Below are 25,290 nucleotides of genomic sequence, written 5' to 3' on the forward strand. Positions count from 1 at the left end.
CGATTCCCAAGCCGCCCGCGCAAGGCTCCTTTCCGTCCAGATGGATGACTAAGGAGCTTTGTGATGTCCAGCAAGCTGTACCGCCTCGGCCGAGCGGCCGCGGCACACCCGTGGCGCACGCTCAGCGCGTGGCTCGTCGTGCTCGTCGGGGTGCTCGCGTTCGCGTCGAGCGCCGGGGGCACGTTCCAGGACGACTGGGACGTCCCCGGGGCCGAGGGCCAGGCGGGGCTCGACGCCCTGCGCGCCCACATGCCGCAGGCGGGTGGAGCGAGTGCCCTCGTCGCCGTGCACGACCCGGACGGCGACGCGCTCGCGACCGACGACCTCGACCGGCTCGCCGGCGAGCTCGCCGACGTCCCGCACGTCATAAAGGTGTCGCCGCCGCAGATGTCCGAGGACGCCGACACCGCGTTGCTGACGCTGCGCTACGACGTCCCGGTCACCGACAACGACGTGATGGGGGCGCTCGAGCCGCTCGAGGATGCGGTCGCCGCGGCCGACCTCGACGACGTCGAGGTCCAGTACGGCGGAGAGGTGCCGGGGTCCGCGATGGAGATGAGCGGGCGCGGCGAGATGATCGGCGTGGGCGTGGCCCTCGTCATCCTCGTCCTGACCTTCGGCTCGGTCGTGGCAGCCGGCCTGCCGATCATGGTGGCGCTCGTCGGGCTCGCGATCGGCAGTGCGGGCGTGACGCTCCTCGCGGCGACCACCGACGTCAGCTCGACCGCCCCGACCGTCGCGACGATGGTGGGTCTGGGAGTCGGCATCGATTACGCGTTGCTGCTGGTCACGCGCTTCGTCGAACAGCTGCGCGGCGGCCAGTCGAAGGTCGATGCCGCCGGGCACGCCGTCGCGACCGCCGGTCGCTCGGTGGTCTTCGCCGGACTGACCGTGCTGGTCTCGCTGATGGGTCTCGGCCTCGCCGGACTGCCGACGTACTCGGCGTTCGGGGCCGCGACCGCGATCGCCGTGGCGTCGGTGATGGCGGCTGCGCTGACGCTCGTCCCCGCGTTCTGCGGCCTTGCGGGCCACCGGCTCGTCGCCCGCAAGCACCGCGGACGCCTGTACGAGGACAGCGCCGACCAGGCCGCCCGTTCCACCCTCACCGGCCGCTGGGCGCGCCGGGTCGGGGCGCGCCCGCTGCCGTGGGCACTCGCCGCCCTCGCCGTGCTCGTGGCGCTCGCCGCGCCGGCGCTGGGCATGCGGACGTTCCCGCAGGACGCCAGCGCCGACCCGGCGTCGTTCACGACCCGGCAGGCGTACGACCTGGTCGCGGCCGAGTACGGCCACGGCGCCAACGGGCCGCTGACGTTCGTCGGCGACACAGACACCGTCGACCCGGCCCAGACCGAGCGGCTGCGCGAGGACCTCGCCGACGACCCGCGCATCGCGTCGGTCGGTCCCGCGGCCACGTCGTCGGACGGGGCGATCACGGTGTTCGACGCCCAGCCCGCCTTCGGGCCGCAGGACGAGCGCACGACCGACCTGATCACGTCGCTGCGGGCCGACACGCTGCCAGACGGCGTCCAGCTCACCGGCAGCACGGCGATCTTGACCGACATCTCGACGATGTTGTCCGAGCGCATCTGGCTCGTCGTCGGCTTCGTGGTGCTCGTGTCGATGCTGCTGCTGGCGATGATGTTCCGCTCGGTGGTCGTCCCGATCAAGGCGGCATTCATGAACCTGCTGTCGATCGGGGCCGCGTACGGGGTCGTGACCCTGGTGTTCCAGCACGGCTGGGGCTCGTCCCTGCTCGGGATGGACCATGCCGTCCCTGTCTCGAGCTGGGTTCCGATCTTGATGTTCGCGATCCTGTTCGGGCTGTCGATGGACTACGAGGTGTTCTTGCTGTCGCGGATCCGCGAGGGCTGGCTCCGTACGGGCGACGCCCGCGGGTCCGTCGTCTCGGGCCTCGCGTCCAGCGCACGCGTGATCTCGAGCGCGGCGGCGATCATGGTGGCCGTCTTCCTCGGGTTCGCGACGGAGGGCGACGTCACGGTCAAGATGCTCGGGCTCGGGATGGCCGTCGCCGTCGCGCTCGACGCGACGCTCGTCCGGCTGGTCCTCGTCCCCGCGACGATGACGATGCTCGGCCACTGGAACTGGTGGCTTCCCGCGTGGATCGACCGTCGACTCCCGCACGTGCGGGCCGAGCTGGACGCGGACGCGGGCGCGGTGCCCGTGGCGGCTGGGCCGGTGGGGCCGCCCGGGAGCGCGGACGAGCATGAGGGGGTCTCGGCATGAGCACGACGACGCTCGACCGCGCGTACCAGCGTGAGGTGGCGGCGGTGATCGACGCCGCGGTGGGAATCCCTGTCGAGGACCGGCGAGGCTGGGCACGGTTGCACCGGCGCTGGCACCGGCTCGCGGCCGAACGGCCACCTGTGCCGGACCCCGGCCTGGAGATGGCCGCCCTCGCGGAGACGATGACCGTGTGCGGTGACGGGCTCGCATGGATGGCCCACAGCGGAGACCGCGACGTCCGGGCCGCCGTGGTGGTCAGGCTCGCGCAGACCAAGCGGCAGCTCGATCGGCTGGTCGCGGACGCCGGCACCGAGCGGCGCTGAGCCGGGCGGGTTCGGGCCCGCTCAGAACCCGTGCAGATCCCGCTGACCTTGGAGCCACTCCTCGGCCAGCGGGATCCGCCATTCCCGCATCAGCCGTACGGCGTCGTCCGCGTGCAGCGTCGCGAGCTCGAGGTTGTCGTTAGCGGCCGCAGCCAGGGCGAGGAAGGCGTCCACCGGTCCCATCGCGATCGTCGACCCCGCGCTCAGGACGCCACCACGCAGCGGGGCGAGCCGCCCGTACGCCGCCGCAGCGAGGTCGCGCTCACCCAGCGCGAGGGCGACCTCCGCACCGAAACCCCAGATGAGCGGCGCGATCCAGCTGTCGTCGTCGAGCGACGGCTGCGACTCCTCGTACATCGCCCGTGCCTCGTCAAGCCGGCCGAGCCGGACGAGGATGCCGGTGGCCGCCATGTGGATCGGCACGCGAGCAGCGGCGACGAGCTGTCCGAGCCCGGCGTCTTCCTTCTCGTCGAGCCCGCCCCAGATCCCGAGCACCAGCATCAGGCCGCCGACTGCGTCGTGCTTGTGCGGGACGGCGATCGTGTCGATCACCGTCATGAGGTCGGCCATCGTCGTACGGGCGGCGTCGAGCTCGCCGCGCATCGCCAGCCAGGGGAGCCGCATGCAGTCGAGGAACCACTGGGCATACGTCAGCTGGAGCGCGTCCGCGAGTCCGCGCGCCTCTGCCAGGTCGCGTTCGAGGTCCTCGACGTTGCCGAGCTCGCTGTGCACGGCGGCCCGCTGCGCGAGCGCCATCGTCTCCGCGCGGGCATCGCCGAGGCGGCCGGCGAGCGCGACCGCCTCGTCGGCCAGCGCGAGACGCTGCTCGGCGGTCCAGGGGTGCCAGACCGCGAGGAACGCCGCGGAGCACATCTCCATGACCAGCGCGTCGTCGCCGAGGCGCCGTGCCATGTCGAGCCCCTCGGCGACCAGGAGCTGGCACTCCGCCTCGGTGGCGGTGTAGTACAGCTCGTTGGCCAGGCCGATCAGCAGCGTGCAGCGCAGCGCCGAGTCGCCGGGCGGCAGCGCGGCCAGCGCCCGCCGCTGTGCTCCGACGACGGTCTCCTTCGTCTCTCCGGACGGGCGGCTCTGCCACAGCGCGCCGCGCGTCGTCGCGACCGCGGCACGGGCCAGGAGCTCGGGGTCGCCGATCTCGTCGGCGACCGCGATCGCCTCCTCGACGGCGTCGGTGAGCTCGTCCCAGCGTGCCGCCCAGCGAGCGGCGTCGGCCAGCGCGAGAAGCAGCTCGTACCGGTCGGCAGGGGTGGCGTCGGGGTCGAGGTCGATGCGGGTCAGCGCTAGGTGCAGCAGCTCGGCCCCCTCGTCGTGGCCGTGGCGCCGCTGCGCCGCGAGCGCTGCTCGGTATGCCGAGGTCCAGGCCTGTGCGGCGTGGTCCTCGCCCGCGTCCGCCCAGTGGCGCGCGATCTCCGCGACCCGGCTCGACGCACGCCGGTCGTCGCCGAGCGCCTCGGCGATCCGGGCGTGCATCCGCTGACGACGCGAGGGCGACAGCGTCGCGTACACCGCATCCCGGACGAGTGCATGAGCGAACCGGAACCGGTCGTCCCCCTCGTCTCGGAGCATCCCTGCCGCCGTCGCCGGCTCGAGCTGGTCGAGGACCGCGAGATCGCTGAGCCCGGTGCTGCTCATCACGGTGGCGAGGTCGAAGCGCCTCCCGACGACCGCGGCGTGCCGTAGGACGTCGAGCGTGCTCTCGGGGACCGCCGACAGGCGGCGTCGTACGACGTCGGCGACGGCGGTGGGCGGCTCGAGCTCCACGTCGCCTCCCGCCTCGCCGAGGAGCCGCGCGTACTCGACGACGAAGAACGGGTTGCCCTCCGTACGCTCGCGCATCGCCTCCGCCGCCGCGGGAGCGACGGGTTGTGCCGAGACCGCGGCGAGGACCTCGGCGGTCTCCGGCGCCGACAGGCCACTCAGCGCCACCGAGGCCGCGTGGCGACGGGCGAGGGCCTCGAGTGTCTCTGCGACCGGCCCGCTGGGTTCGGGGTGGGTCCGCATGGTGACGAGGAGGAGGAGGCGTGACTCGTGGGCCACCGCGCAGAGGTGGCGCAGGACTCCCAGCGAGGACGGATCCGCCCACTGGAGGTCGTCCAGCGCGACGACGAGGGGGCGTTCGCTCGCGGCGTCGAGCACCTGGCGGCAGATGCGGTCCCACGCGGCGAAGCGCTCGCTGTCGGGGTCGGCGCCCATCGAGGTCGGCACGGCGCCACCGAGCCCGTCCAGGATCGACTCCCACGGCCACAGTGGGGGAGCACCGCTGTCTTGGGAGCAGCGGCCGACGAGGACGCGGGCGCCGCGCTCGCGCGCCCGGGCGAGCACCTCGGCGACCAGGCGGGACTTGCCGATCCCTGGCTCGCCGGCGACGCACGCGAACTGCGGCTCGCCTGCGTCGGCGGCCTCGAGCCGGTCGAGGAGCAGCGTGAGCTCGCGGTCGCGTCCGACCATCGGCCAGGCGGGGAGCCGGGGGAGTCGTGGCTGGGGGCGCGACCGAGGACGAGCCGGTACGGGGTTGGCCGGCGCGGGTGCCGGTGGCGGCGCCTCCTCCGACCACGTGATCGCGGGGTCCTGCCGCAGGATCGCCGTCTGCGCCTCTTGGACCTGCGTGCCGGGCTGGAGGCCGAGCTCGTCGTCGAGGGTGGTCGCCAGTACGCGGATCGACTCCAGCGCGTCGGCCTGACGCCCGCTGCGGGCCAGTGCGACCGCGCGCAGTGTCCACAGGCGCTCGCGGAGCGGGTGCTGGGCGGTGAGCGACTCCAGCTCGACGGCGACCGTGGCGTGCTCTCCCTGGGCCAGCCGTACGGTCGCGCGGTCCTCGAGCGCGAGGAGGCGCAGCTCGTCGAGGCGCGCCCGCTCGGCGACGGCCTGGGGGTGCTCGCCGAGCTCGTCGTACGGGCGCCCACGCCACAGGGCAGCCGCGGCGTCGAGGCCGTCCGCCGCCTGCTGGAGAACGTCCGACCCCACCACCCCTGAGCCCGGGATCGCGTGCCGGACGAGCGGTCCGAGCCGGCGGTGCGCTCCCTGCATGAGGTCGCTCGCGGTCGCCGCGTCGATCGTCAGAGCATCCGTGTCGAGGACGTACCCGCCACCGGCCGTCCGCAACGGCGACGCCGCGCCGGGCGGCAGCACCGTCGCCAGTGCCCGCCGCAGGCCCGACACGTACGCCTGCAGCGTGCCGTGCGCACCGCCGGGCGGGTGGTCGCCCCAGAGGTAGTCGATGAGCACGTCGACGCTCTGGACGTTCCCGGCGCCGAGCGCAAGGGTCGCGAGCAGGACGCGGTGCTTGCGCGTGCCGAGCGCGACCGGCGGTGATGCCTGCTCGCCGTGCATCTCGACCGGTCCGAGAACAGCGAGCCACATGGCTCAGAGCATAGGCGCGCGACCGTGCCAGGACGGGGGTTTTCCGTACCCCAAGCGAACTCCAAGGACTCTGCAAGCGGCTTTCGTGACGGTGTGACGGTCACAGCAGAAGGCCGTCGCGAACCAGCGGCCACGGAGCAAGGAAGCATCGATGAGTACAACCACCGACACGATCGGGATCCGACCGGGTCACCCCACCGAAGTCGACGACGACGTCGACTTCGATGTGCTGCGGGTGCAGCTCGGCGGGCGTCTCGTCACCCCCGGCGACCCCGGGTGGGACGAGATCAGCCGACCGTGGAACCTCGCGATCGATCAGGCACCCGCTGCCGTGGTCTTCGCGCACAGCCCGAGAGACGTCGCGGCCGCGGTCCGCTTCGGCCGGGCGAACGGCCTCGCTGTCGCGCCGCAGGCCGGCGGTCACGGAGCGACCTCCCGGCTCGCCGGGAGCATCGTCGTCCGCAGCAGCGGCCTGACCGACCTCGCGATCGACCCGGTCGCCCGGATCGCTCGCGTCGGTGCCGGGGTGCGCTGGGGAGCGCTCCAGGCCAAGCTCGACGGCACCGGCCTGACCGGCATGATCGGCTCCAACCCAGACGTCTCGGTCGTCGGCTACACGCTCCAGGGCGGCTACTCGTGGTTCACCCGCGCGTTCGGCATGGGCTCGGACTCGCTGCGTGCCGCGGAGGTCGTCGATGCCCAGGGCGAGGTGCGCTGGGTCGACGACACCTCCGATCCCGAGCTGATGTGGGGGCTGCGCGGGGGCGGCGGAAACCTCGCGTACGTGACGGCCGTCGAGATCGATCTGCACCCGGCACCGGAGATCGCGGGCGGGCGGCTGATGTTCCCGTTCGTCGCGGCCCGCGCGGTGCTCGACGCCTACGTGGACGCCACGGCGTCGGCGCCGCCTTCGGTGTCGCTCTGGGCGTCGATCGTCCACCTGCCGGACGTGTCGTTCATCCCGGAGGAGGTGCGGGGGCAGTCGTTCGTCGTGATCGAGGGAGCCACGACGGACGGTCTCGAGCTCCTCAAGTCCGCACTGGCGCCCGTACGCGCTGCGGGGCCGGTCGTCTACGACACCGTGCGTGTCCGTACGGCCTCCGAGGTCGGGGACATCTGCGAAGAGCCCGTCGACCCGATGCCGGCCCTGCACTGCGCACGGCCGCTCGGCGATCTCACGCCGCAGACCGTCGAAGCCCTGCTGGCGGTCTCGGGGACTCCCGGCGTCATGCAGATCCAGGTCCGGCACGTGGGAGCCGTACGCCCGGGCCACCGCCCGGGGTTCGTCACCGCGGTGCGGTCGGAGTTCCTGGTGACGTCGCTCGCGCTCGTACCGGACCCGTCGATGGAGCCGATGATCGTCAAGGGCTTCGAGACGGTGTCCGAGGCACTGCTGCCGTGGACCGAGGGGGCCGTCGGGTCGACACTGCTCGCCCCGTGGGACTCCTTGGACCGCTCCGCCTCGTACGGCGAGCTCGAACGCCTGCGTGAGCTCGTCGCACGTGAGGACCCGACCGGCGTGTTCCGCGCGGCGACGGGTCTGTCCTGATCGTGCTCCCTCCCGATCGGGGGACGGGAGGAGCACGATCGATCGGCGTCCCGGCCGGCAGGACTGCCGGCCGGGGCGCTCTTGCTCGTCAGGTGACGTGCGCGGTGCGGCAGACTTGCAGGGATCGGCCCTTGCCTGGCCGCGATCCCGACAGAGGAGACACACCGTGACCACCCACGTCCTGGACGACCTCGAGGCGCGCGGACTCATCGCGCACTCGACGGACCGTGACGCCCTGCGCGCCGATCTGTCGGCGGGGCCGCTCACCTTCTACGTGGGGTTCGACCCGACGGCACCGAGCCTGCACATGGGCAACCTGCTGCAGCTGCTCACCGCGCGCAGGCTCCAGCTGGCCGGACACCGCCCGCTGATCCTCGTCGGCGGCTCCACAGGTCTGATCGGTGACCCGCGGGACGTGGGGGAGCGGACCATGAACAGCCGAGAGACCGTCGCCGACTGGGTCGAACGGATCCGGGCGCAGGTCGAGCAGTACGTCTCGTTCGAGGGCGACAACGCGGCCCTCGTGGTCAACAACCTCGACTGGACGAAGGACGTCAACGTCATCGACTTCCTGCGTGACATCGGCAAGCACTTCCCCGTCAACCGGATGCTCGACAGGCAGGTGGTGGCGAGCCGGCTGGAGTCAGGGATCAGCTACACCGAGTTCAGCTACGTGCTGCTGCAGTCGATGGACTACCTCGCGCTCTACCGCCGGTACGGCACCTCGCTGCAGACCGGCGGCAGCGACCAGTGGGGCAACATCACCGCGGGCGTCGAGCTGGTACGGCGTGCGGAGGGAGCGAAGGTCCACGCCCTGTCGACCCCGCTGATCACCAAGGCCGACGGGACGAAGTTCGGCAAGTCGACCGGGGGAGCGCTCTGGCTCGACCCTGAGATGCTCTCGCCGTACGCGTTTTACCAGACCTGGATCCAGGCGGAGGACTCGAAGGTCATCGAGTACCTCAAGCAGTTCACCTTCCTCGACCTCGACGAGATCGCCGCGATCGCCGTGGAGTCGGCCGAGAAGCCGGGGCTGCGGATCGCGCAGCGCCGCCTGGCAGCCGAGGTGACGGCGATGGTGCACGGGCAGGACGAGGTACGCGCCGCTGAGCAGGCTTCGGCGGCGCTGTTCGGACGTGCCGAGCTGGTCGATCTCCCTGTGACGACCTTGCGCGCTGCTCTGGTCGAGGCGGGGCTGGTGTCCGTCCCGCCCGGCACGACCGTCGTGGACGCGTTCGTCGACGCCGGCCTCGTCGACAGCAAGTCGGCCGCGCGCCGTGCCGTCAAGGAGGGCGGCGCGTACGTCAACAACGCCCGGGTCGAGGATCCCGAGCAGACCCTCGACGACGCCGAGCTGCAGGGTGGTCTGGTGGTCCTCCGCAAGGGCAAGAAGTCGATCGCGGGCGCCGAGGTCGAGAGGGCCTGACCGGTCTGTCCGAACTTGTCCGAGAGGTCCGCAGGGCTCGGTGTCGCGCCGCGACGCCGGGCCCTGGACTTTCGAGGAGAAAAGGGGCTCTGACCTGCAAAGACAGTCGTTGTGAGCCACGACACAGCCCCCCGGTTTGACCAACGGTTTTCCTCCGCGTAATGTTCTTCTTGTTGCCGGGGACGGCGGCGGGCAAGGCCGAGAGGCCGGGCCTGCGGACCCCGGATCGACACCCCCTCTCTCTGAGACCACCGAACGGTGGCCATCTTGGCCGCTGCGCGAAGTTCTGGTAGGTTTGGGGGTCGCGCCTTGATCTGATGCCCGTGGGGGTTGAGGGTTTTGTGTGTCTGATGTTTGAGAACTCAACAGTGTGCCAAAAGTCGACGAGATAATCAGTAGTAAGGCCTCGGACTTTTGCTTCTCTTTGGAGGGGTGAGTGTTTGGGGTTGATTCCGTGACAATTATTTGTCAGCAAATAGTTAGTCCGGGTCATAACGGAAGTTGTTGCCTAGCCTTTGGTTGGGTTTTCGACGGAGAGTTTGATCCTGGCTCAGGACGAACGCTGGCGGCGTGCTTAACACATGCAAGTCGAGCGGTAAGGCCCTTCGGGGTACACGAGCGGCGAACGGGTGAGTAACACGTGAGTAATCTGCCCTTCACTCTGGGATAACCGCTGGAAACGGTGGCTAATACCGGATATGACCTCCTTCCGCATGGTGGGTGGTGGAAAGTTTTTCGGTGGAGGATGAGCTCGCGGCCTATCAGCTTGTTGGTGGGGTGATGGCCTACCAAGGCGACGACGGGTAGCCGGCCTGAGAGGGTGACCGGCCACACTGGGACTGAGACACGGCCCAGACTCCTACGGGAGGCAGCAGTGGGGAATATTGGACAATGGGCGAAAGCCTGATCCAGCAACGCCGCGTGAGGGATGACGGCCTTCGGGTTGTAAACCTCTTTCAGTAGGGACGAAGCGAGAGTGACGGTACCTACAGAAGAAGGACCGGCCAACTACGTGCCAGCAGCCGCGGTAATACGTAGGGTCCGAGCGTTGTCCGGAATTATTGGGCGTAAAGGGCTCGTAGGCGGTTTGTCACGTCGGGAGTGAAAACTTGGGGCTTAACCCCATTCGTGCTTCCGATACGGGCAGACTAGAGGCAGGCAGGGGAGAACGGAATTCCTGGTGTAGCGGTGGAATGCGCAGATATCAGGAGGAACACCGGTGGCGAAGGCGGTTCTCTGGGCCTGTTCTGACGCTGAGGAGCGAAAGCATGGGGAGCGAACAGGATTAGATACCCTGGTAGTCCATGCCGTAAACGTTGGGCGCTAGGTGTGGGATCCATTCCACGGGTTCCGTGCCGCAGCTAACGCATTAAGCGCCCCGCCTGGGGAGTACGGCCGCAAGGCTAAAACTCAAAGGAATTGACGGGGGCCCGCACAAGCGGCGGAGCATGCTGATTAATTCGATGCAACGCGAAGAACCTTACCTGGGTTTGACATACACCAGAAGCCTGCAGAGATGTGGGTCTCTTTGGACACTGGTGTACAGGTGGTGCATGGCTGTCGTCAGCTCGTGTCGTGAGATGTTGGGTTAAGTCCCGCAACGAGCGCAACCCTTGTCCTATGTTGCCAGCACGTAATGGTGGGGACTCATAGGAGACTGCCGGGGTCAACTCGGAGGAAGGTGGGGATGACGTCAAGTCATCATGCCCCTTATGTCCAGGGCTTCAAGCATGCTACAATGGCCGGTACAAAGGGCTGCGAAACTGCAAAGTGGAGCGAATCCCAAAAAGCCGGTCTCAGTTCGGATTGGGGTCTGCAACTCGACCCCATGAAGTCGGAGTCGCTAGTAATCGCAGATCAGCAACGCTGCGGTGAATACGTTCCCGGGCCTTGTACACACCGCCCGTCACGTCATGAAAGTCGGCAACACCCGAAGCCGGTGGCCTAACCCCTTGTGGGAGGGAGCTGTCGAAGGTGGGGCTGGCGATTGGGACGAAGTCGTAACAAGGTAGCCGTACCGGAAGGTGCGGCTGGATCACCTCCTTTCTAAGGAGCATTGCTCATCACTGTCGCAACTGGTTTGTGGTGGTGGTGTGTTCCTGGCTTGATCACGCGAATGTCGTGGTGGCCGGGTGCTCAGATAGTGGAACGTCGATTATTCAATCGTTGGGTTGGGCTTGTGCAGCTAGTACTGCTGTGCCTCTTTCGGGGGGTTCGGTGTGGAGGGTTGTGTGGGTCTGGTCTGGTGGTTGGGCACGCTGTTGGGTCCTGAGGCATCAGGCGCCTTCGGTCTCCCGGTTGGGGGGTCGGGGGTGCTGTTGTCTTGGTTCCGGCCAGGCCGGTCATGACCTGTGGGTTGTGGTTCGGGTGGTTGCGGGTTGTGGTTTGAGAACTTCACAGTGGACGCGAGTGTCTTTGTAGTGTGTGTAATTTGCAAGCTACTAAGGGCACATGGTGGATGCCTTGGCATCGAGAGCCGATGAAGGACGTAGGAGTCTGCGATAAGCCCTGGGGAGCTGACAACCGAGCTGTGATCCGGGGGTGTCCGAATGGGGAAACCCGGCCAGAGTTATGTCTGGTCACCGGCGCCTGAACACATAGGGCGTTCGGAGGGAACGTGGGGAAGTGAAACATCTCAGTACCCACAGGAAGAGAAAACAACAGTGATTCCGTGAGTAGTGGCGAGCGAAAGCGGATGAGGCTAAACCGTGCGGATGTGAGAGACGGCAGTTGTTGTCCGTGCGGGGTCGTGGGAGCGCATTGCTGGTTCTGCCGAGCTGGCGAGAAGTGATAAAACTCAGGTGAAGTCGAAGGGCCTGGAATGGTCCGGCGTAGAGGGTGAGACCCCTGTAGGCGTAAGTCTGAGTCTTCTTTTGTGTTATCCCGAGTAACGCGTGACTCCTGGAATTGCGCGTGAATTTGGCGGGACCACCCGTTAAGCCTAAATACTCCTCGATGACCGATAGCGGACAAGTACCGTGAGGGAAAGGTGAAAAGTACCCCGGGAGGGGAGTGAAATAGTACCTGAAACCATGTGCCTACAATCCGTCGGAGCGATCCCTTGTGGGTTGTGACGGCGTGCCTTTTGAAGAATGAGCCTGCGAGTTAGTGGTACGTGGCGAGGTTAACCCGTTGGGGGGTAGCCGTAGCGAAAGCGAGTCCGAATAGGGCGTTGAGTCGCGTGCTCTAGACCCGAAGCGGAGTGATCTATCCATGGGCAGGTTGAAGCGCGGGTAAGACCGCGTGGAGGACCGAACCCACTTAGGTTAAAAACTGAGGGGATGACCTGTGGATAGGGGTGAAAGGCCAATCAAACTCCGTGATAGCTGGTTCTCCCCGAAATGCATTTAGGTGCAGCGTCGTTTGTTTCTTGCCGGAGGTAGAGCACTGGATGATCTAGGGGGCCTACAAGCTTACCGAAATCAGCCAAACTCCGAATGCCGGCAAGTGAGAGAGCGGCAGTGAGACTGCGGGGGATAAGCTCCGTAGTCGAGAGGGAAACAGCCCAGACCATCAGCTAAGGCCCCTAAGCGATTGCTAAGTGGAAAAGGATGTGGAGTCGCACAGACAACCAGGAGGTTGGCTTAGAAGCAGCCATCCTTGAAAGAGTGCGTAATAGCTCACTGGTCAAGTGATTCTGCGCCGACAATTTAGCGGGGCTCAAGCAATCCGCCGAAGCTATGGCATTCATACGTGTACTCGGCCCCTTGTGGGTCCAGGTGTGTGGATGGGTAGGGGAGCGTCGTGTGGCGTGTGAAGCGGCGGGGTGACCCAGCCGTGGATGCCACACGAGTGAGAATGCAGGCATGAGTAGCGAATGAGGAGTGAGAAACTCTTCCGCCGAATGACCAAGGGTTCCAGGGTCAAGCTAATCTGCCCTGGGTAAGTCGGGACCTAAGGCGAGGCCGACAGGCGTAGTCGATGGACAACGGGTTGATATTCCCGTACCGGCGTTGGTGCGCCCATGCTGAATCAGTGATGCTAAGCACCCGAGCTGAGCGTGATCACCCTTCGGGGTGGCGTGTCTTGGTGAGCGTGTGACCCGAACTGGTAGTAGGCAAGTGATGGGGTGACGCAGGAAGGTAGCTCATCGCGGCGATGGTTGTCCGCGTGTAAGGACGTAGGGCGACAGATAGGTAAATCCGTCTGTCATGTGCCTGAGATCTGATGCCGAGCCGTTTTGGCGAAGTGAGTGATCCTATGCTGTCGAGAAAAGCCTCTAGCGAGTACCAGAGCCGCCCGTACCCCAAACCGACACAGGTGGTCAGGTAGAGAATACCAAGGCGATCGAGTGAATCGTGGTTAAGGAACTCGGCAAAATGCCCCCGTAACTTCGGGAGAAGGGGGGCCTGATTCGTGAACACCCTTGCGGTGGGAAGCGATGAGGGCCGCAGAGACCAGGCCCAAGCGACTGTTTACTAAAAACACAGGTCCGTGCGAAGAAGTAATTCGATGTATACGGACTGACTCCTGCCCGGTGCTGGAAGGTTAAGGGGACGTGTTAGCCGTAAGGCGAAGCACTGAACTTAAGCCCCAGTAAACGGCGGTGGTAACTATAACCATCCTAAGGTAGCGAAATTCCTTGTCGGGTAAGTTCCGACCTGCACGAATGGAGTAACGACTTGGGCGCTGTCTCAACCACGAGCTCGGCGAAATTGCACTACGAGTAAAGATGCTCGTTACGCGCGGCAGGACGGAAAGACCCCGGGACCTTCACTACAGCTTGGTATTGGTGTTTGGTTCGACTTGTGTAGGATAGGTGGGAGACTGTGAAGCGGCCACGCCAGTGGTTGTGGAGTCAATGTTGAAATACCACTCTGGTCGTACTAGATATCTAACTTAGGTCCGTGATCCGGATCAGGGACAGTGCCTGGTGGGTAGTTTAACTGGGGCGGTTGCCTCCTAAAATGTAACGGAGGCGCCCAAAGGTTCCCTCAGCCTGGTTGGCAATCAGGTGTTGAGTGTAAGTGCACAAGGGAGCTTGACTGTGACACCGACGGGTGGAGCAGGGACGAAAGTCGGGACTAGTGACCCGGCGCTGGCATGTGGAAGCGGCGTCGCTCAACGGATAAAAGGTACCCCGGGGATAACAGGCTGATCTTCCCCAAGAGTCCATATCGACGGGATGGTTTGGCACCTCGATGTCGGCTCGTCGCATCCTGGGGCTGGAGCAGGTCCCAAGGGTTGGGCTGTTCGCCCATTAAAGCGGCACGCGAGCTGGGTTTAGAACGTCGTGAGACAGTTCGGTCCCTATCCGCCGCGCGCGTAGGAAACTTGAGAAAGGCTGTCCCTAGTACGAGAGGACCGGGATGGACGAACCTCTGGTGTGTCAGTTGTTCTGCCAAGAGCACTGCTGATTAGCTACGTTCGGGAGTGATAACCGCTGAAAGCATCTAAGCGGGAAGCACGTTTCAAGATGAGGTTTCCCACCCTTCGTGGGTTAAGGCCCCCAGTAGACCACTGGGTTGATAGGCCGGAAGTGTAAGCGTAGCAATGCGTGCAGCTGACCGGTACTAATAGGCCGAGGGCTTGTCTACACACATTTACAAAGACATTATGCGTCCACTGTGAGGTTCTGGGATCACAACCCATTACAACAACAGAACAGAGTTGTTGGTTGTGTAATCCTGTAGGGTTACGGCGGCCATGGCGAAGGGGAAACACCCGGCAACATTCCGAACCCGGAAGTTAAGCCCTTCAGCGCCGATGGTACTGCACGGGAGACTGTGTGGGAGAGTAGGACGCCGCCGGACAATATTTCAGGTCGTGGGTCGTTTCCCACCCCCTCAGCGGGGTGGTTGAAACGACCCACGACCCATTTTTACGTGTGCACAGCCTTGCGAACGAGGGCATGTACGCAAGACTGAGCGCAGGCAGCGCAGGAGGATTGATTTGATGAGCGAGCGTGGTGGAGGCGGCCGCGGAGGCCAGGGCCGTAGCGGTGGAGGCCGCCCGAGTGGCGGGAGCGGCGGAGGCCGTGGCGGCAGCGGAGGCAACGGACGTGGCCAGGGACGGCCGGGTGGACAGGGACGCCCCGGGGGATCGGGCGGCGGTCGACCAGATCGCAGCGGAGGCTCCCGTGACGGTGGCCCGCGTGGCTCCCGTGATGGGCAGCAGCGCGGTCCTCGTGACGGTGCCCCCCGTGGTCCTCGCCGCGAGGGTGATCGTCCTGATCGTCCGCGCCGCGATGGCGACCGCGAGGCTCCCCGCCGTATCGAGGGCCCCCCGATCCCTGAGGGCGTCCACCCCGACCAGCTCGACAAGGGTGTCCGTCGTCTGTTGACGTCGCTGACTCCTGGCAAGGCCGACGCCGTCGCGTCGCACCTGGTCGCTGCGGGGATCCTCATCGACGAAGATCCTGATCTCGCCTACAAGCACGCCCGCACTGCGCGCGAGCTCGCACCCCGGATCGGAGTGATCCGTGAGGCTGCGGGGGAGACTGCGTACGCGGCCGGCCGCTGGGCCGACGCGCTCGCCGAGCTGCGTGCTGCCAAGCGCATGACGGGGAGCTTCGACCACATCCCGTTGATCGCGGACTCCGAGCGCGCCCTCGGTCGTCCCGACCGTGCGCTCAAGGTGATCGCCGACGCGCGTGACAAGCTCGAGGACACCGACCTCCGCGTGGAGGCCGCGATCGTCGCCGCCGGCGCGCGTCGCGACCTCGGGCAGGTCGACGCGGCTCTCGCGGTCCTCCAGCAGGAGCCCCTTCACCACGGCAGCCCGACCACCTGGCTCGCCCGGTTGCGCTACGCGTACGCGGACGCGCTGGTCGAGGCCGGCCGCACACAGGACGCGCTCGAGTGGTTCCACCGCACGCTTGCGGCGGATCCGCAGCACGCCACCGACGCCCAGGAAAGAATCAACGCGCTCGAAACCCCCTGAGTTCTCCCCAGAGGAGCCGCGATGGCGGCTCCTTTGGGTGGGGGTCGTCGTACACTTGTGCCTCCCGTCACCCCTCCTGGAGGTTTTCGCGTGCGCGTCCCTGGTAGCCGTGCGGCCGTCGTTGCTGTCGCGATCACGCTTGTCGCCTCCGTCGCCGTAGCGGTGAAGCTGGCCGAGGAGCCGGTTCCCGTCTCAGCGAGCACGGCTGCAGGCACGACCGCTTCCGGCGCCGCGGCCGCCGCCGTGGCCGCTCCCGCCGTGGCCGCTCCCGCCGCGGTCGCTCCCGCCGCGGTCGCTCCTGCTCACGGGACCGTTGCTGCCGCCGCCCCTGCAGGCGCCGCTCGCTACCGTCCGAACGTCGTGATGATCATGGCCGATGACCTCGACAGCTCCCTCGTGAAGTACATGCCGAACCTCAAGAAGCTGCAGAAGCGAGGTGCCGACTTCCGCCGCAGCTTCGTGGTCGACTCGCTGTGCTGCTCGTCGCGTGCGTCGTTCCTGACCGGCATGTACCCCCACAACTCCAAAGTCTTCATCAACACCACGGGCCCCGATCCGGCGAACCCGATCGGTGGCCACGCCGCGTGGGTGAAGGCCGACAACAACAAGAAGACCTTCGCGTACGCGATGTCCGGCCAGCAGGGCGGCTACCGCACCGGCTTCTTCGGCAAGTTCATCAACCACTATCAGGGGACCTCTGGGAGCGCTGCGCCGGCCGGATGGAGCACGTTCCAGGGCCTGACCGGCAACCTCTACGCGATGTGGGGCTACCGCCTCGCGTCGAACGGTTCGGGCATCCAAGGCGCCCGTACGGTCCAGACCCGCTCCTTCGGCACCCGTCCCACGGAATACTCGACAGACGTGCTGCGCCGGCGTGCGGTCAGCTACCTCCGTTCAGCAGAGCGCGACGGCCGCCCGTACTTCGTCGAGCTCGCGCCCACCTCCGTCCACAGCCGCGCATCAAAGATCGTGCGCAAGGGCGAGCCCGTCTTCCCGGCGGCGCTTCGCGACCGGCCGCTCAAGGACAAGAAGGCCAAGAAGAACCCGAAGCGACGCTTTGGTGATTGCGGCCCGGTCCGGTGCGACAAAATCGACGTCGCGAAGACCCCCGGGTTCAACGCCAGTCGTGCGGCGTCGCGGCCACGCTATGCCGATGGTCGCCCGGCTCCGCTGTTCGGCCAGACCGCCAAGCTCCGCAAGGCCGACGTCAACCGCATGCGCCGCTATCACCGCGATCGCGTCCGCATGGCGCAGTCGCTCGACGACATGATCGGTGCCGTCATGAAGACGGTGGGGCCTGACACTTACCTCGTCTTCACGAGCGACAACGGCTACCACCTCGGGCACAAGCGGCTCGGTCGCGGCAAGACCACGCCGTACGACACCGACATCAGGGTCCCGCTCATCATCGCCGGCCCAGGCGTCGTGCGTGGTCCGCGCTACCAGGTCGTCCAGAACATCGACCTCTCGTCGACCTTCGAGCAGATCGCCGGCCTGCGCCCCGACCAGCGCCGCGACGGCCGGTCGTTGCTCCCGATCCTGCGCAACCCACGCGCCGCGTGGTCGCGCTACGCATTCGTGGAGCACACCCGCCCGGTCCGCGACGTGAACGACCCCGACAACGAGAAGATCAGCCTCGAGACACCCTCCTACCTGGCCGTGCGGTCCGCGGACTCGATGCTCGTCCGATACGACACGCGGGGCGGCGACCCTGCCGGCTACACCTACGAGTACTACACAGGGCTGTCGCGGCCGCGGGCGTACGAGCACACGAATGTCTACAACCCCCATAACCCGACGGTGCAGACGCTCCTCCGCAAGCTCGAAGCCTTCGCGGACTGCGAGCGCGCCGAGTGTGCCGCGCTGACCCGCTGAGACCTCAACAGCTTTGTCGCGCAGCGCCCTGGGGCGGCTCGCGAGGGGGTGACGGGTAGTCTCGTCGGTGTGGCACAACGGGACTACGACGCAGCACTGAAGGCCCTCGACTCGACGATGTCGTCGATCGAGGCCGTTCTCAACCTCGACGCGATCCGCGCGGAGGTCGCGGAGCTGCAGGAGCAGGTGGCTGCGCCCGACCTCTGGGATGACCAGGCCAACGCCCAGGTCGTCACCGGCAAGCTCTCGGCCCTGCAGTCCGAGTTGGAGCGAGCGACCGGTCTTCGCCAGCGCCTCGACGACCTCGCGGTTCTCGTGGAGCTGGCGCGCGAGGAGGACGACGCCGACGTCCTTGCCGAGGCCGATGCCGAGCTCGAACGGGTCCAGAAGGCCGTCGAGGGCCTCGAGGTCCGCACGCTGTTGTCCGGCGAGTACGACGCGCGCGACGCGCTGATCACCATCCGCTCCGGTGCCGGCGGTGTCGACGCAGCCGACTTCGCCGAGATGCTGCAGCGCATGTACATCCGCTGGGCCGAGAAGCACAAGTACGTCGTCGAGATCTACGACACCTCGTATGCGGAAGAGGCCGGCATCAAGTCGACGACGTTCGCGGTGAAGGCGCCGTACGCCTACGGCACGCTGTCCGTGGAGTCGGGCACCCACCGGCTCGTGCGCATCAGCCCGTTCGACAACCAGGGTCGCCGTCAGACCTCGTTCGCGGCCGTCGAGGTCGTCCCGGTCCTCGAGCAGACCGACCAGATCGACATCCCCGAGGACGAGATCCGGATCGACGTCTATCGCTCCTCGGGCCCGGGTGGCCAGAGCGTCAACACGACCGACTCCGCCGTCCGCCTGACGCACATTCCGACCGGCACCGTCGTGAGCTGTCAGAACGAGAAGAGCCAGCTCCAGAACAAGGCGAGCGCCATGGTGATCCTGAAGGCGAAGCTTCTCGCCCTCAAGAAGGCAGAGGAGCGCGCCCAGATCGACGAGCTGCGCGGCGACGTCCAGGCGTCGTGGGGCGACCAGATGCGCTCGTACGTCCTCAACCCGTACCAGATGGTCAAGGACCTCCGTACGGAGCAGGAGACAGGCAACACCCAGGCGGTGTTCGACGGAGAGATCGACGAGTTCGTCGAGGCAGGTATCCGTTGGCGGCGTGGCGCTGAGGCCACCGCCAAGTAGCGCTGCGTACACTCGCACGGTGATCCGCTTCGAGAACGTCAGCAAGACCTACCCGGGGCAGCCCAGACCCGCGCTTGACAAGCTCAGTCTCGAGATCGAGAAGGGCGAGTTCGTCTTCCTCGTCGGGCAGTCCGGATCGGGCAAGTCGACCTTCCTCCGGATGGTCCTGCGCGAGACTCGCCCGTCGACGGGTCGGGTGTACGTCGCGGGCAAGGAGATCAACCGGCTCGCCAACTGGAAGGTGCCGAAGCTGCGTCGCCAGCTCGGGACCGTCTTCCAGGACTTTCGTCTGCTGCCGAACAAGACCGTCTCGGAGAACGTGGCGTTCGCGCTGCAGGTGATCGGCAAGCCGCGCACGGAGATCCGCCGTGTCGTCCCCGAGACGCTCGAGCTGGTCGGTCTCGAGGGCAAGGGCGGGCGGATGCCGGACGAGCTGTCCGGCGGTGAGCAGCAGCGCGTCGCGGTGGCGCGCGCGTTCGTGAACCGGCCGATGATCCTCATCGCCGACGAGCCCACCGGCAACCTGGATCCCGTGACGTCGGTCGGCATCATGAAGCTGCTCGACCGGATCAACCGCACAGGCACGACCGTGATCATGGCGACCCACGACGCGGGGATCGTCGACCAGATGCGCAAACGCGTGATCGAGCTCAGCGGTGGCGTGCTGGTGCGCGACCAGTCGCGCGGCGCGTACGGCTACGAGGACTGACGAGGACCGATGGCACTGGGAAGCATCCTCTCCGAGCTCACGACGGGCCTTCGGCGCAACTTTTCGATGACGGTGTCGCTCGTCGTCACGATGAGCGTCTCGCTCGTGCTCGCGTCGCTCGGCCTGCTGCTGCAGACGCAGGCCGACCGGACCGAGAAGTACTACGGCGACCGGCTCCAGATCCAGGTCAACCTCTGCACCCAGAACTCCTCCGCGGACACCTGTGTCGGCGGACGGGCGACCCCGGAGCAGGAGAAGACCGTCGAGACCGCCCTCGACGACAACCCCGAGGTCCGCTCGTTCGAGCGCTGGAGCCCGGAGCGCAACTACGAGCAGGCGCAGGAGTACCTCGGCCAGAACGCTGACGGGCGCAAGCAGCTCGAGGCGCTCGGGCCGGAGTCGTTCGGCACCTCCTACATGGTGACGCTGCGCGACCCCAACCAGTTCGAGGGAGTCGTGAGCCAGGTCAGCGGCCTCGACGGGGTTGCGGGCGTCGTCAGCATGCGCGACCTGCTCGCGCCGCTGTTCGAGGTCTTGTCGAAGCTGCGCTGGGCCGCGCTCGGCACGTCCCTGCTGCTCATCGTCGCGGCCGTCCTCCAGGTCTCCAACACGATCCGGATGACCGCGTACGCGCGACGTCGCGAGATCGGCATCATGCGCCTGGTCGGCGCGTCGTCGTGGCACATCCAGCTGCCGTTCATCCTCGAGTCGCTGGTCGCGGCCGTGATCTCGGCCGCGCTCGCGTGCGGCGGGCTCGCCGCGTTCATGCAGTTCGTGGTGTACGGGTTCCTGCGCGACCGGCTTGCGGGCCTGACGACCTGGGTGAGGTGGCAGGAGGCGATCGGGGTGATGGGCTACACGAGCATCCTCGCGCTCCTGCTGGCGCTGGTCCCGACGCTGGTGATGACGAGGCGCTACCTCAAGGTCTAGGACGGCACGCCCGGCGGCACGAAATGCACCCTCTCGTTCAAGTTGAGGGTTAGCGTCGCCTACGGAACGTTCCCGACCAGAGGTAGGCCTGTGGCTTCACCCGTCCTTCCCCGGCGTACTCGTACGCGGACGGCGCTCGCGCTTGCGGTCGTCGTGGCCATGACCGGCGCGCTCGCGAGCCCGAGCGCCGGCGACGAGAAGGGCGACCTGGACCACCGGCGCAAGGAGGTCCAGTCCGAGATCTCCGGAGCCCGGGCGGAGCTCGACCAGTCCAGTGCCCGGCTCGCTGCTGCCACGAAGGCGCTCCAGACGGCGCAGGCCACGTTGTCGGCCGCCCGCTCGGCACTCGCGACCACGCAGAGCAGGCTCGCGACCGCGCAGACCCGCGACATCGCCATGCAGGCCGCGTTGACCAAGGCGGAGGCTTCGCTGGTGACAGCGAAGTCGGAGGCGAAGAAGGGCCGCCGCAGCCAGAAGAGGGCAGCCCGCGAGGTCGAGCGGATGACCGTCGAGTCGCTGCAGGGCGGCTCGCCGAGCATGCGTGCGTTCGCGGCGCTGGTCGACGGCGTCGACCCTGCCACGTACGGCAAGCAGATCAGTCTCGACCGGGCTGTGACCGATGCACGCCTTGCGAAGGTCGACAAGCTTGACGCGACTCGCGTCATCTTGGACCTCAACCGCAAGAAGGTCGAGAAGCTCCGCAACGAGGTGGCGGTCAAGCGCAAGGAGGCTGCCGACAACCTCGCCGAGCAGAAGCGGCTCGAGCAGGCGGCGCGCGAGCAAACAGCAAAGGTCGGTGAGCTGGTCGCAACCAACGCGTCCGCGCAAGCGACCGCGGCCTCCGCACGCCAGTCCGACGCTTCCGAGCTCGCAGCGCTCGAGTCCGAGCGCGGCAAGATCTCGAGCAAGCTGAAGGCGATCGCCGCGCAGGAGCGGCTCGAGGCCCAGCGCGAGCGTGATCGCAAGCGGCGTGAGGCGAACAAGAACAAGAACTCCAGTGGCTCTGGCGGGTCGGGCGGGTCCGGCGGCAACGGTGGGTCGGACGGCAACGGCGGGTCGGACGGCGGAGGTGGAGGAGGCAGCGACAGCGGCAGCGCGCTGTCGTACCCCGTCGACGGTCCGATCACGTCCTCGTACGGCATGCGGTTCCACCCCGTGCTGCACGTTTGGAAGCTCCACGACGGCACCGACTTTGGGGTCGGCTGCGGAACCCCGGTCCGAGCGGCGGCCGGAGGGCGCGTCGTGGACCGCTACTACAACGCCGGGTACGGCAACCGCGTGATCATCGCGCACGGCCAGAAGCGCGGCCGCAGCGTCGCCACGACCTACAACCATCTGTCGCGCTACTCCACCTATGCGGGGCAGCGCGTGAGCCGCGGCGAGATCATCGGGTACGTCGGCAGCACCGGCTATTCGACGGGGTGCCACCTGCACTTCATGGTGATGCTCGACGGTGACACGACGAACCCGATGAACTGGCTCTAGACACCCTCAGCGGCGCCTGCTGGTCGCGAGGTCGGCCAGGCCCAGCAGCAGGGCTCCCACGACGAACGCGACGGTCGTACGCAGGGCGAGGCTCATGGACTCCCCGTAGTCGCCGTCGACCGCGAGCCGGCTGAAGAACTGGGCGAGGACCAGCGACACGCCGATCGCGCTCCCGACGCGCTGAGCGGTCTGAAGCATCCCCCCGCCGACACCGGCGCGCCGGACGTCCACCTCCGAGAGGGTGATCGTCACGTTGGGGGAGATGACCAGACCGCCACCGACGCCCGCGAGGAGCAGCAGAGGCGACAGCGTGAGCCCGACGTGGTCGCGGAGGTGAGGGACGGCGAGGTCGATCCCGACCAGGCCGACCACGACCAGGACGAGGCCGACCACGACGAGTGCTCGCCCGTACCGGCCGACAAGACGTCCGCCGAGCGCCGCGGCCGCCGCAGACCCGAGGGCGAACGGCATCTGGGTCAGGCCGGCCTCGAACGCGCTGTAGTCCAGCCCGTTCTGGAGGTAGAGGGTGAGCACCAGGAAGATCGAGGTGAACCCCGCGAAGTAGAGCGTGCCGAGGCTGAGTCCCAGCACGTACGTCCGGACGCGCAGCAGCGCGAGGTCGACGAGCGGCTCGCGCCCCGACCGCGCCCAGCGGCGCTCCCAGGCGACGAAGGTGACCATGAGAACGGCCGAGACACCGAGCAGCCACCACGGGCGCGTCGACAGGGACTCCCCGCGCGAGCCCTCCACCATCGGGAGCAGTACGAGAAGCGTCGCGACGCCGAACAGCAGCACGCCGACCGGGTCCAGGGACTCGCGCCGCCGGCTCTCCGCCTTCGGCAGCCACCGCAGCGCGAGAAACAGTGCGACGACACCGATCGGTACGTTGACGAAGAAGACGTACCGCCAGCCGTGCTCCGGTCCGCCGACCGACACCAGGACACCGCCGAGGAGGGGGCCGACCGCCGTCGAGATCCCGACCATCGCGCCGAACAGCCCGAATGCCCGTCCGCGTTCGTCGCCCTGGAACATCGTCTGGATGAACCCGGACACCTGCGGGTTGACGAGGCCGGCGCCCAGGCCCTGCACGATCCGGGCGGCGGCCAGCCAGCCGGGGTCGGACGCGGCGCCGGCGACGGCGCTCGACGCGGTGAACACAACCAGCCCGACGCAGAAGATCGTACGGCGGCTCATGGCGTCGCCCAGTCGTCCCGCCGGGACGAGCACGATCCCGAACGCGAGCGCGTAGCCGGCGACGATCAGCTGGATCTGCGAGTCGGTGGCGTCGAGCCCGGTGCGGATGGAGGGGAGGGCGACATTGACGATGCTGACGTCGAGCAACGTCATGAATCCGGCGACCAGGCACACGACCAGCGCGCTCCACCGCGTGTCGCGCTGCGCGTCCGCCACGGTCTGACCGTACGTGCCCGCCCGTGAATGTGCTGGACAGGACAGGGACAATGGGGGAATGGCCAAGGAGACCGGCACCAAGCTGATCGCGCAGAACCGCAAGGCGCGGCACGACTACCACCTCGACGACGTGTACGAGGCGGGGATGGTGCTGTCCGGCACCGAGGTCAAGTCCCTGCGCGAGGGGCGGGCCAACCTCACCGACGGCTGGGCCGACATCGAGAACGGGGAGGTGTGGCTCCACGGGGTGCACATCCCCGAATACACGCAGGGCACTTGGACCAACCACTCCGCGCGCCGCAAACGCAAGCTGCTGCTGCACCGTCGCGAGATCGAGAAGATCGAGAAGGCCGTGTCGACGCCGGGCGTGACGCTCGTGCCGCTGTCGCTCTACTTCGTGTCGGGCCGCGCGAAGGTCGAGATCGCTGTCGCTCGGGGCAAGAAGGCCTGGGACAAGCGCCAGGCGATCGCCGAGCGCCAAGCCACCCGCGAGGTCCAGGCTGAGGTGGGGCGCAAGGTGAAGGGCATGCCCGGATGACCTTGGAGGACGCCGACCTCCCGGCATTCGCCGCAGAGCTGGGCATCCCCGGGCTGTTCGACACCCACGTCCACTTCCTCCCGCCGCGGGTCATGGACAAGGTGTGGGGCTACTTCGACGCAGTCGGTCCGCTGACGGGACGGCCCTGGCCGATCCGTTATCGCTGGCCGGTCGAGGAGCGCGCCGACTACCTCGGGCGGATCGGCGTCCTGCGCTACTCCGCGCTGCCGTACGCGCACAAGCCGGGGATCGCCGAATACCTCAACACCTGGTCGGCCGAGTTCGCCGCCGCCCACGGCAACGCCCTGCGGTCGGCGACGTTCTATCCCGAGCCCGAGGCCGCCTCGTACGTGCGGGCCCGGATCGAGGCAGGCGTCGACGTGTTCAAGACCCACGTCCAGGTCGGCGACTTCGACCCGACCGACCCGCTGCTCGACGACGTGTGGGGTGCGCTGAGCGACTCGCAGACGCCGGTCGTCGTGCACGCCGGATCAGGACCCGCGCCGGGGACGTACACGGGGCCCGAGCTGATCGGCAAGGTGATGGCTGCCTTCCCGAACCTGCCGATGATCGTCGCGCACATGGGCATCCCCGAGTACGAGGACTTCCTCGCGATGGCCGAGCGCTATCCGCAGGTGCGGCTCGACACCACGATGGTGTTCACGGACTTCACCGAAGAGACCGCCCCGTACCCGCGCGACCTTCTCGCGCGGCTGCGCGACCTGCAGCCGCGGGTGCTGCTGGGCTCGGACTTCCCCAACATCCCGTACGCGTATGCGCACCAGGTCGAGGGCCTCGTACGGCTCGATCTGGGTGACGACTGGCTGCGTGACGTCCTGTGGCGCAACGGCTTGGCCCTGTTCGACGCGTGAGCCGGAATACCGTTCGTCTCGAGGCGGTTGGACCAGGTACCCTTCAGGGACAACTACACAGCGGGGCTGATCGGTTTCGACTTTGGTCGTACGACGTAGGAGAAGCGAGCCGAGAATCCAAGGTCATCTCGTAAACGTTCCTTGGAAATCAATAAGTGCCGATTCTAAGCGCACTGACTTCGCTCTCGCCGCCTGAGGCGAGCTAAGTGAAGGGTCGGCCTGGGAACGCCTCCGTCCCAGTCACCGGCCTCAGCTAGGAGGCTTGCTCTGTTAGTCCGGTCGCGGGACTGACAGGGGACATTCACAGCGACTGAGCCTGTCGACGACGTGTCTGTTCGAGCGTCGGGGCTGAGAAAACGACATAGCAGACTGCGCTCGGAGAAGTCCTACCTCTGCGCTGAAGGACGCGGGTTCGATTCCCGCCAGCTCCACCATGAGGTCCCCGCATCACAGAGGCGCTCCCGGCTGACGGCCGGGAGCGCCT

General features: G+C 67.2%; 14 protein-coding genes, 3 rRNA genes and 1 other RNA gene. 16 read left to right on the forward strand and 2 right to left on the reverse strand.

The genetic code is table 11. From position 1 onward, the window contains the following. Positions 1-63: 63 nt before the first annotated feature. Both ACFSDF_RS14510 and ACFSDF_RS14515 read left to right on the forward strand, forming a co-directional pair. Complete coding sequence (locus ACFSDF_RS14510; protein ID WP_377157991.1) at positions 64-2,244, forward strand: MMPL family transporter; 2,181 nt, start codon at positions 64-66, stop codon at positions 2,242-2,244. Further along, positions 2,241-2,567, forward strand: a complete 327-nt coding sequence (locus tag ACFSDF_RS14515; RefSeq protein ID WP_167251769.1) for a hypothetical protein — start codon at positions 2,241-2,243, stop codon at positions 2,565-2,567. Before ACFSDF_RS14510 ends, ACFSDF_RS14515 begins: the two co-directional genes overlap by 4 nt. Before the next feature lie 21 nt (positions 2,568-2,588). Here ACFSDF_RS14515 and ACFSDF_RS14520 read toward each other — a convergent pair whose 3' ends face one another. Next, positions 2,589-5,945, reverse strand: coding sequence for a BTAD domain-containing putative transcriptional regulator (locus ACFSDF_RS14520; RefSeq protein ID WP_377157993.1), 3,357 nt, complete (start codon positions 5,943-5,945; stop codon positions 2,589-2,591). Between the two features lie 151 nt (positions 5,946-6,096). Between ACFSDF_RS14520 and ACFSDF_RS14525 the strand changes: the two genes are divergently transcribed. The 11 genes from ACFSDF_RS14525 to ACFSDF_RS14575 all read left to right on the forward strand — a co-directional run bounded on the left by ACFSDF_RS14525 (position 6,097) and on the right by ACFSDF_RS14575 (position 21,986). Further along, the gene (locus tag ACFSDF_RS14525) at positions 6,097-7,494 is read left to right on the forward strand and encodes an FAD-binding oxidoreductase (protein WP_167009167.1); all 1,398 of its coding nucleotides are present in this window, start codon (positions 6,097-6,099) and stop codon (positions 7,492-7,494) included. A 166-nt stretch (positions 7,495-7,660) separates the two neighbouring features. Continuing rightward, the gene (gene tyrS, locus ACFSDF_RS14530; protein WP_377157995.1) at positions 7,661-8,920 is read left to right on the forward strand and encodes a tyrosine--tRNA ligase; all 1,260 of its coding nucleotides are present in this window, start codon (positions 7,661-7,663) and stop codon (positions 8,918-8,920) included. Positions 8,921-9,447: 527 nt separating this feature from the next. Beyond that, positions 9,448-10,966 (forward strand): 16S ribosomal RNA (locus ACFSDF_RS14535). A gap of 385 nt (positions 10,967-11,351) precedes the next feature. Further along, positions 11,352-14,457: ribosomal RNA gene (locus ACFSDF_RS14540) — 23S ribosomal RNA — on the forward strand. Between the two features lie 99 nt (positions 14,458-14,556). Next, a 5S ribosomal RNA gene (gene rrf, locus ACFSDF_RS14545) occupies positions 14,557-14,673 on the forward strand. Together the 16S, 23S and 5S rRNA genes form the textbook arrangement of a ribosomal RNA operon. Before the next feature lie 526 nt (positions 14,674-15,199). Continuing rightward, positions 15,200-15,802, forward strand: coding sequence for a tetratricopeptide repeat protein (locus ACFSDF_RS14550; protein ID WP_243843001.1), 603 nt, complete (start codon positions 15,200-15,202; stop codon positions 15,800-15,802). 90 nt (positions 15,803-15,892) lie between these two features. Beyond that, complete coding sequence (locus ACFSDF_RS14555; RefSeq protein WP_377157997.1) at positions 15,893-17,677, forward strand: sulfatase family protein; 1,785 nt, start codon at positions 15,893-15,895, stop codon at positions 17,675-17,677. Between the two features lie 69 nt (positions 17,678-17,746). Then, a complete protein-coding gene (prfB, locus tag ACFSDF_RS14560) occupies positions 17,747-18,862 on the forward strand; it encodes a peptide chain release factor 2 (protein WP_167004724.1) in 1,116 nt (371 codons plus the stop codon). Between the two features lie 19 nt (positions 18,863-18,881). Continuing rightward, on the forward strand, positions 18,882-19,571 hold the full coding sequence (gene ftsE, locus ACFSDF_RS14565; RefSeq protein WP_167004721.1) for a cell division ATP-binding protein FtsE: 690 nt from the start codon (positions 18,882-18,884) through the stop codon (positions 19,569-19,571). 9 nt (positions 19,572-19,580) lie between these two features. Beyond that, on the forward strand, positions 19,581-20,501 hold the full coding sequence (ftsX, locus tag ACFSDF_RS14570; RefSeq protein ID WP_167004718.1) for a permease-like cell division protein FtsX: 921 nt from the start codon (positions 19,581-19,583) through the stop codon (positions 20,499-20,501). A 90-nt stretch (positions 20,502-20,591) separates the two neighbouring features. After that, positions 20,592-21,986, forward strand: coding sequence for a M23 family metallopeptidase (locus tag ACFSDF_RS14575; protein WP_167004715.1), 1,395 nt, complete (start codon positions 20,592-20,594; stop codon positions 21,984-21,986). 6 nt (positions 21,987-21,992) lie between these two features. Here ACFSDF_RS14575 and ACFSDF_RS14580 read toward each other — a convergent pair whose 3' ends face one another. After that, on the reverse strand, positions 21,993-23,396 hold the full coding sequence (locus ACFSDF_RS14580; protein ID WP_208322872.1) for an MFS transporter: 1,404 nt from the start codon (positions 23,394-23,396) through the stop codon (positions 21,993-21,995). Between the two features lie 58 nt (positions 23,397-23,454). Between ACFSDF_RS14580 and smpB the strand changes: the two genes are divergently transcribed. From smpB to ssrA, 3 genes are all read left to right on the forward strand, one after another. After that, the gene (smpB, locus tag ACFSDF_RS14585) at positions 23,455-23,934 is read left to right on the forward strand and encodes an SsrA-binding protein SmpB (RefSeq protein WP_167004712.1); all 480 of its coding nucleotides are present in this window, start codon (positions 23,455-23,457) and stop codon (positions 23,932-23,934) included. Beyond that, entirely contained in the window at positions 23,931-24,806 is an 876-nt protein-coding gene (locus ACFSDF_RS14590) for an amidohydrolase family protein (protein WP_167004709.1), read from the forward strand. Before smpB ends, ACFSDF_RS14590 begins: the two co-directional genes overlap by 4 nt. Positions 24,807-24,868: 62 nt before the next feature. After that, positions 24,869-25,240, forward strand: a transfer-messenger RNA (tmRNA) gene (gene ssrA, locus ACFSDF_RS14595). Positions 25,241-25,290 lie beyond the last annotated feature (50 nt).

The organism is Mumia zhuanghuii, from assembly GCF_042681565.1.
Lineage (GTDB): Bacteria > Actinomycetota > Actinomycetes > Propionibacteriales > Nocardioidaceae > Mumia.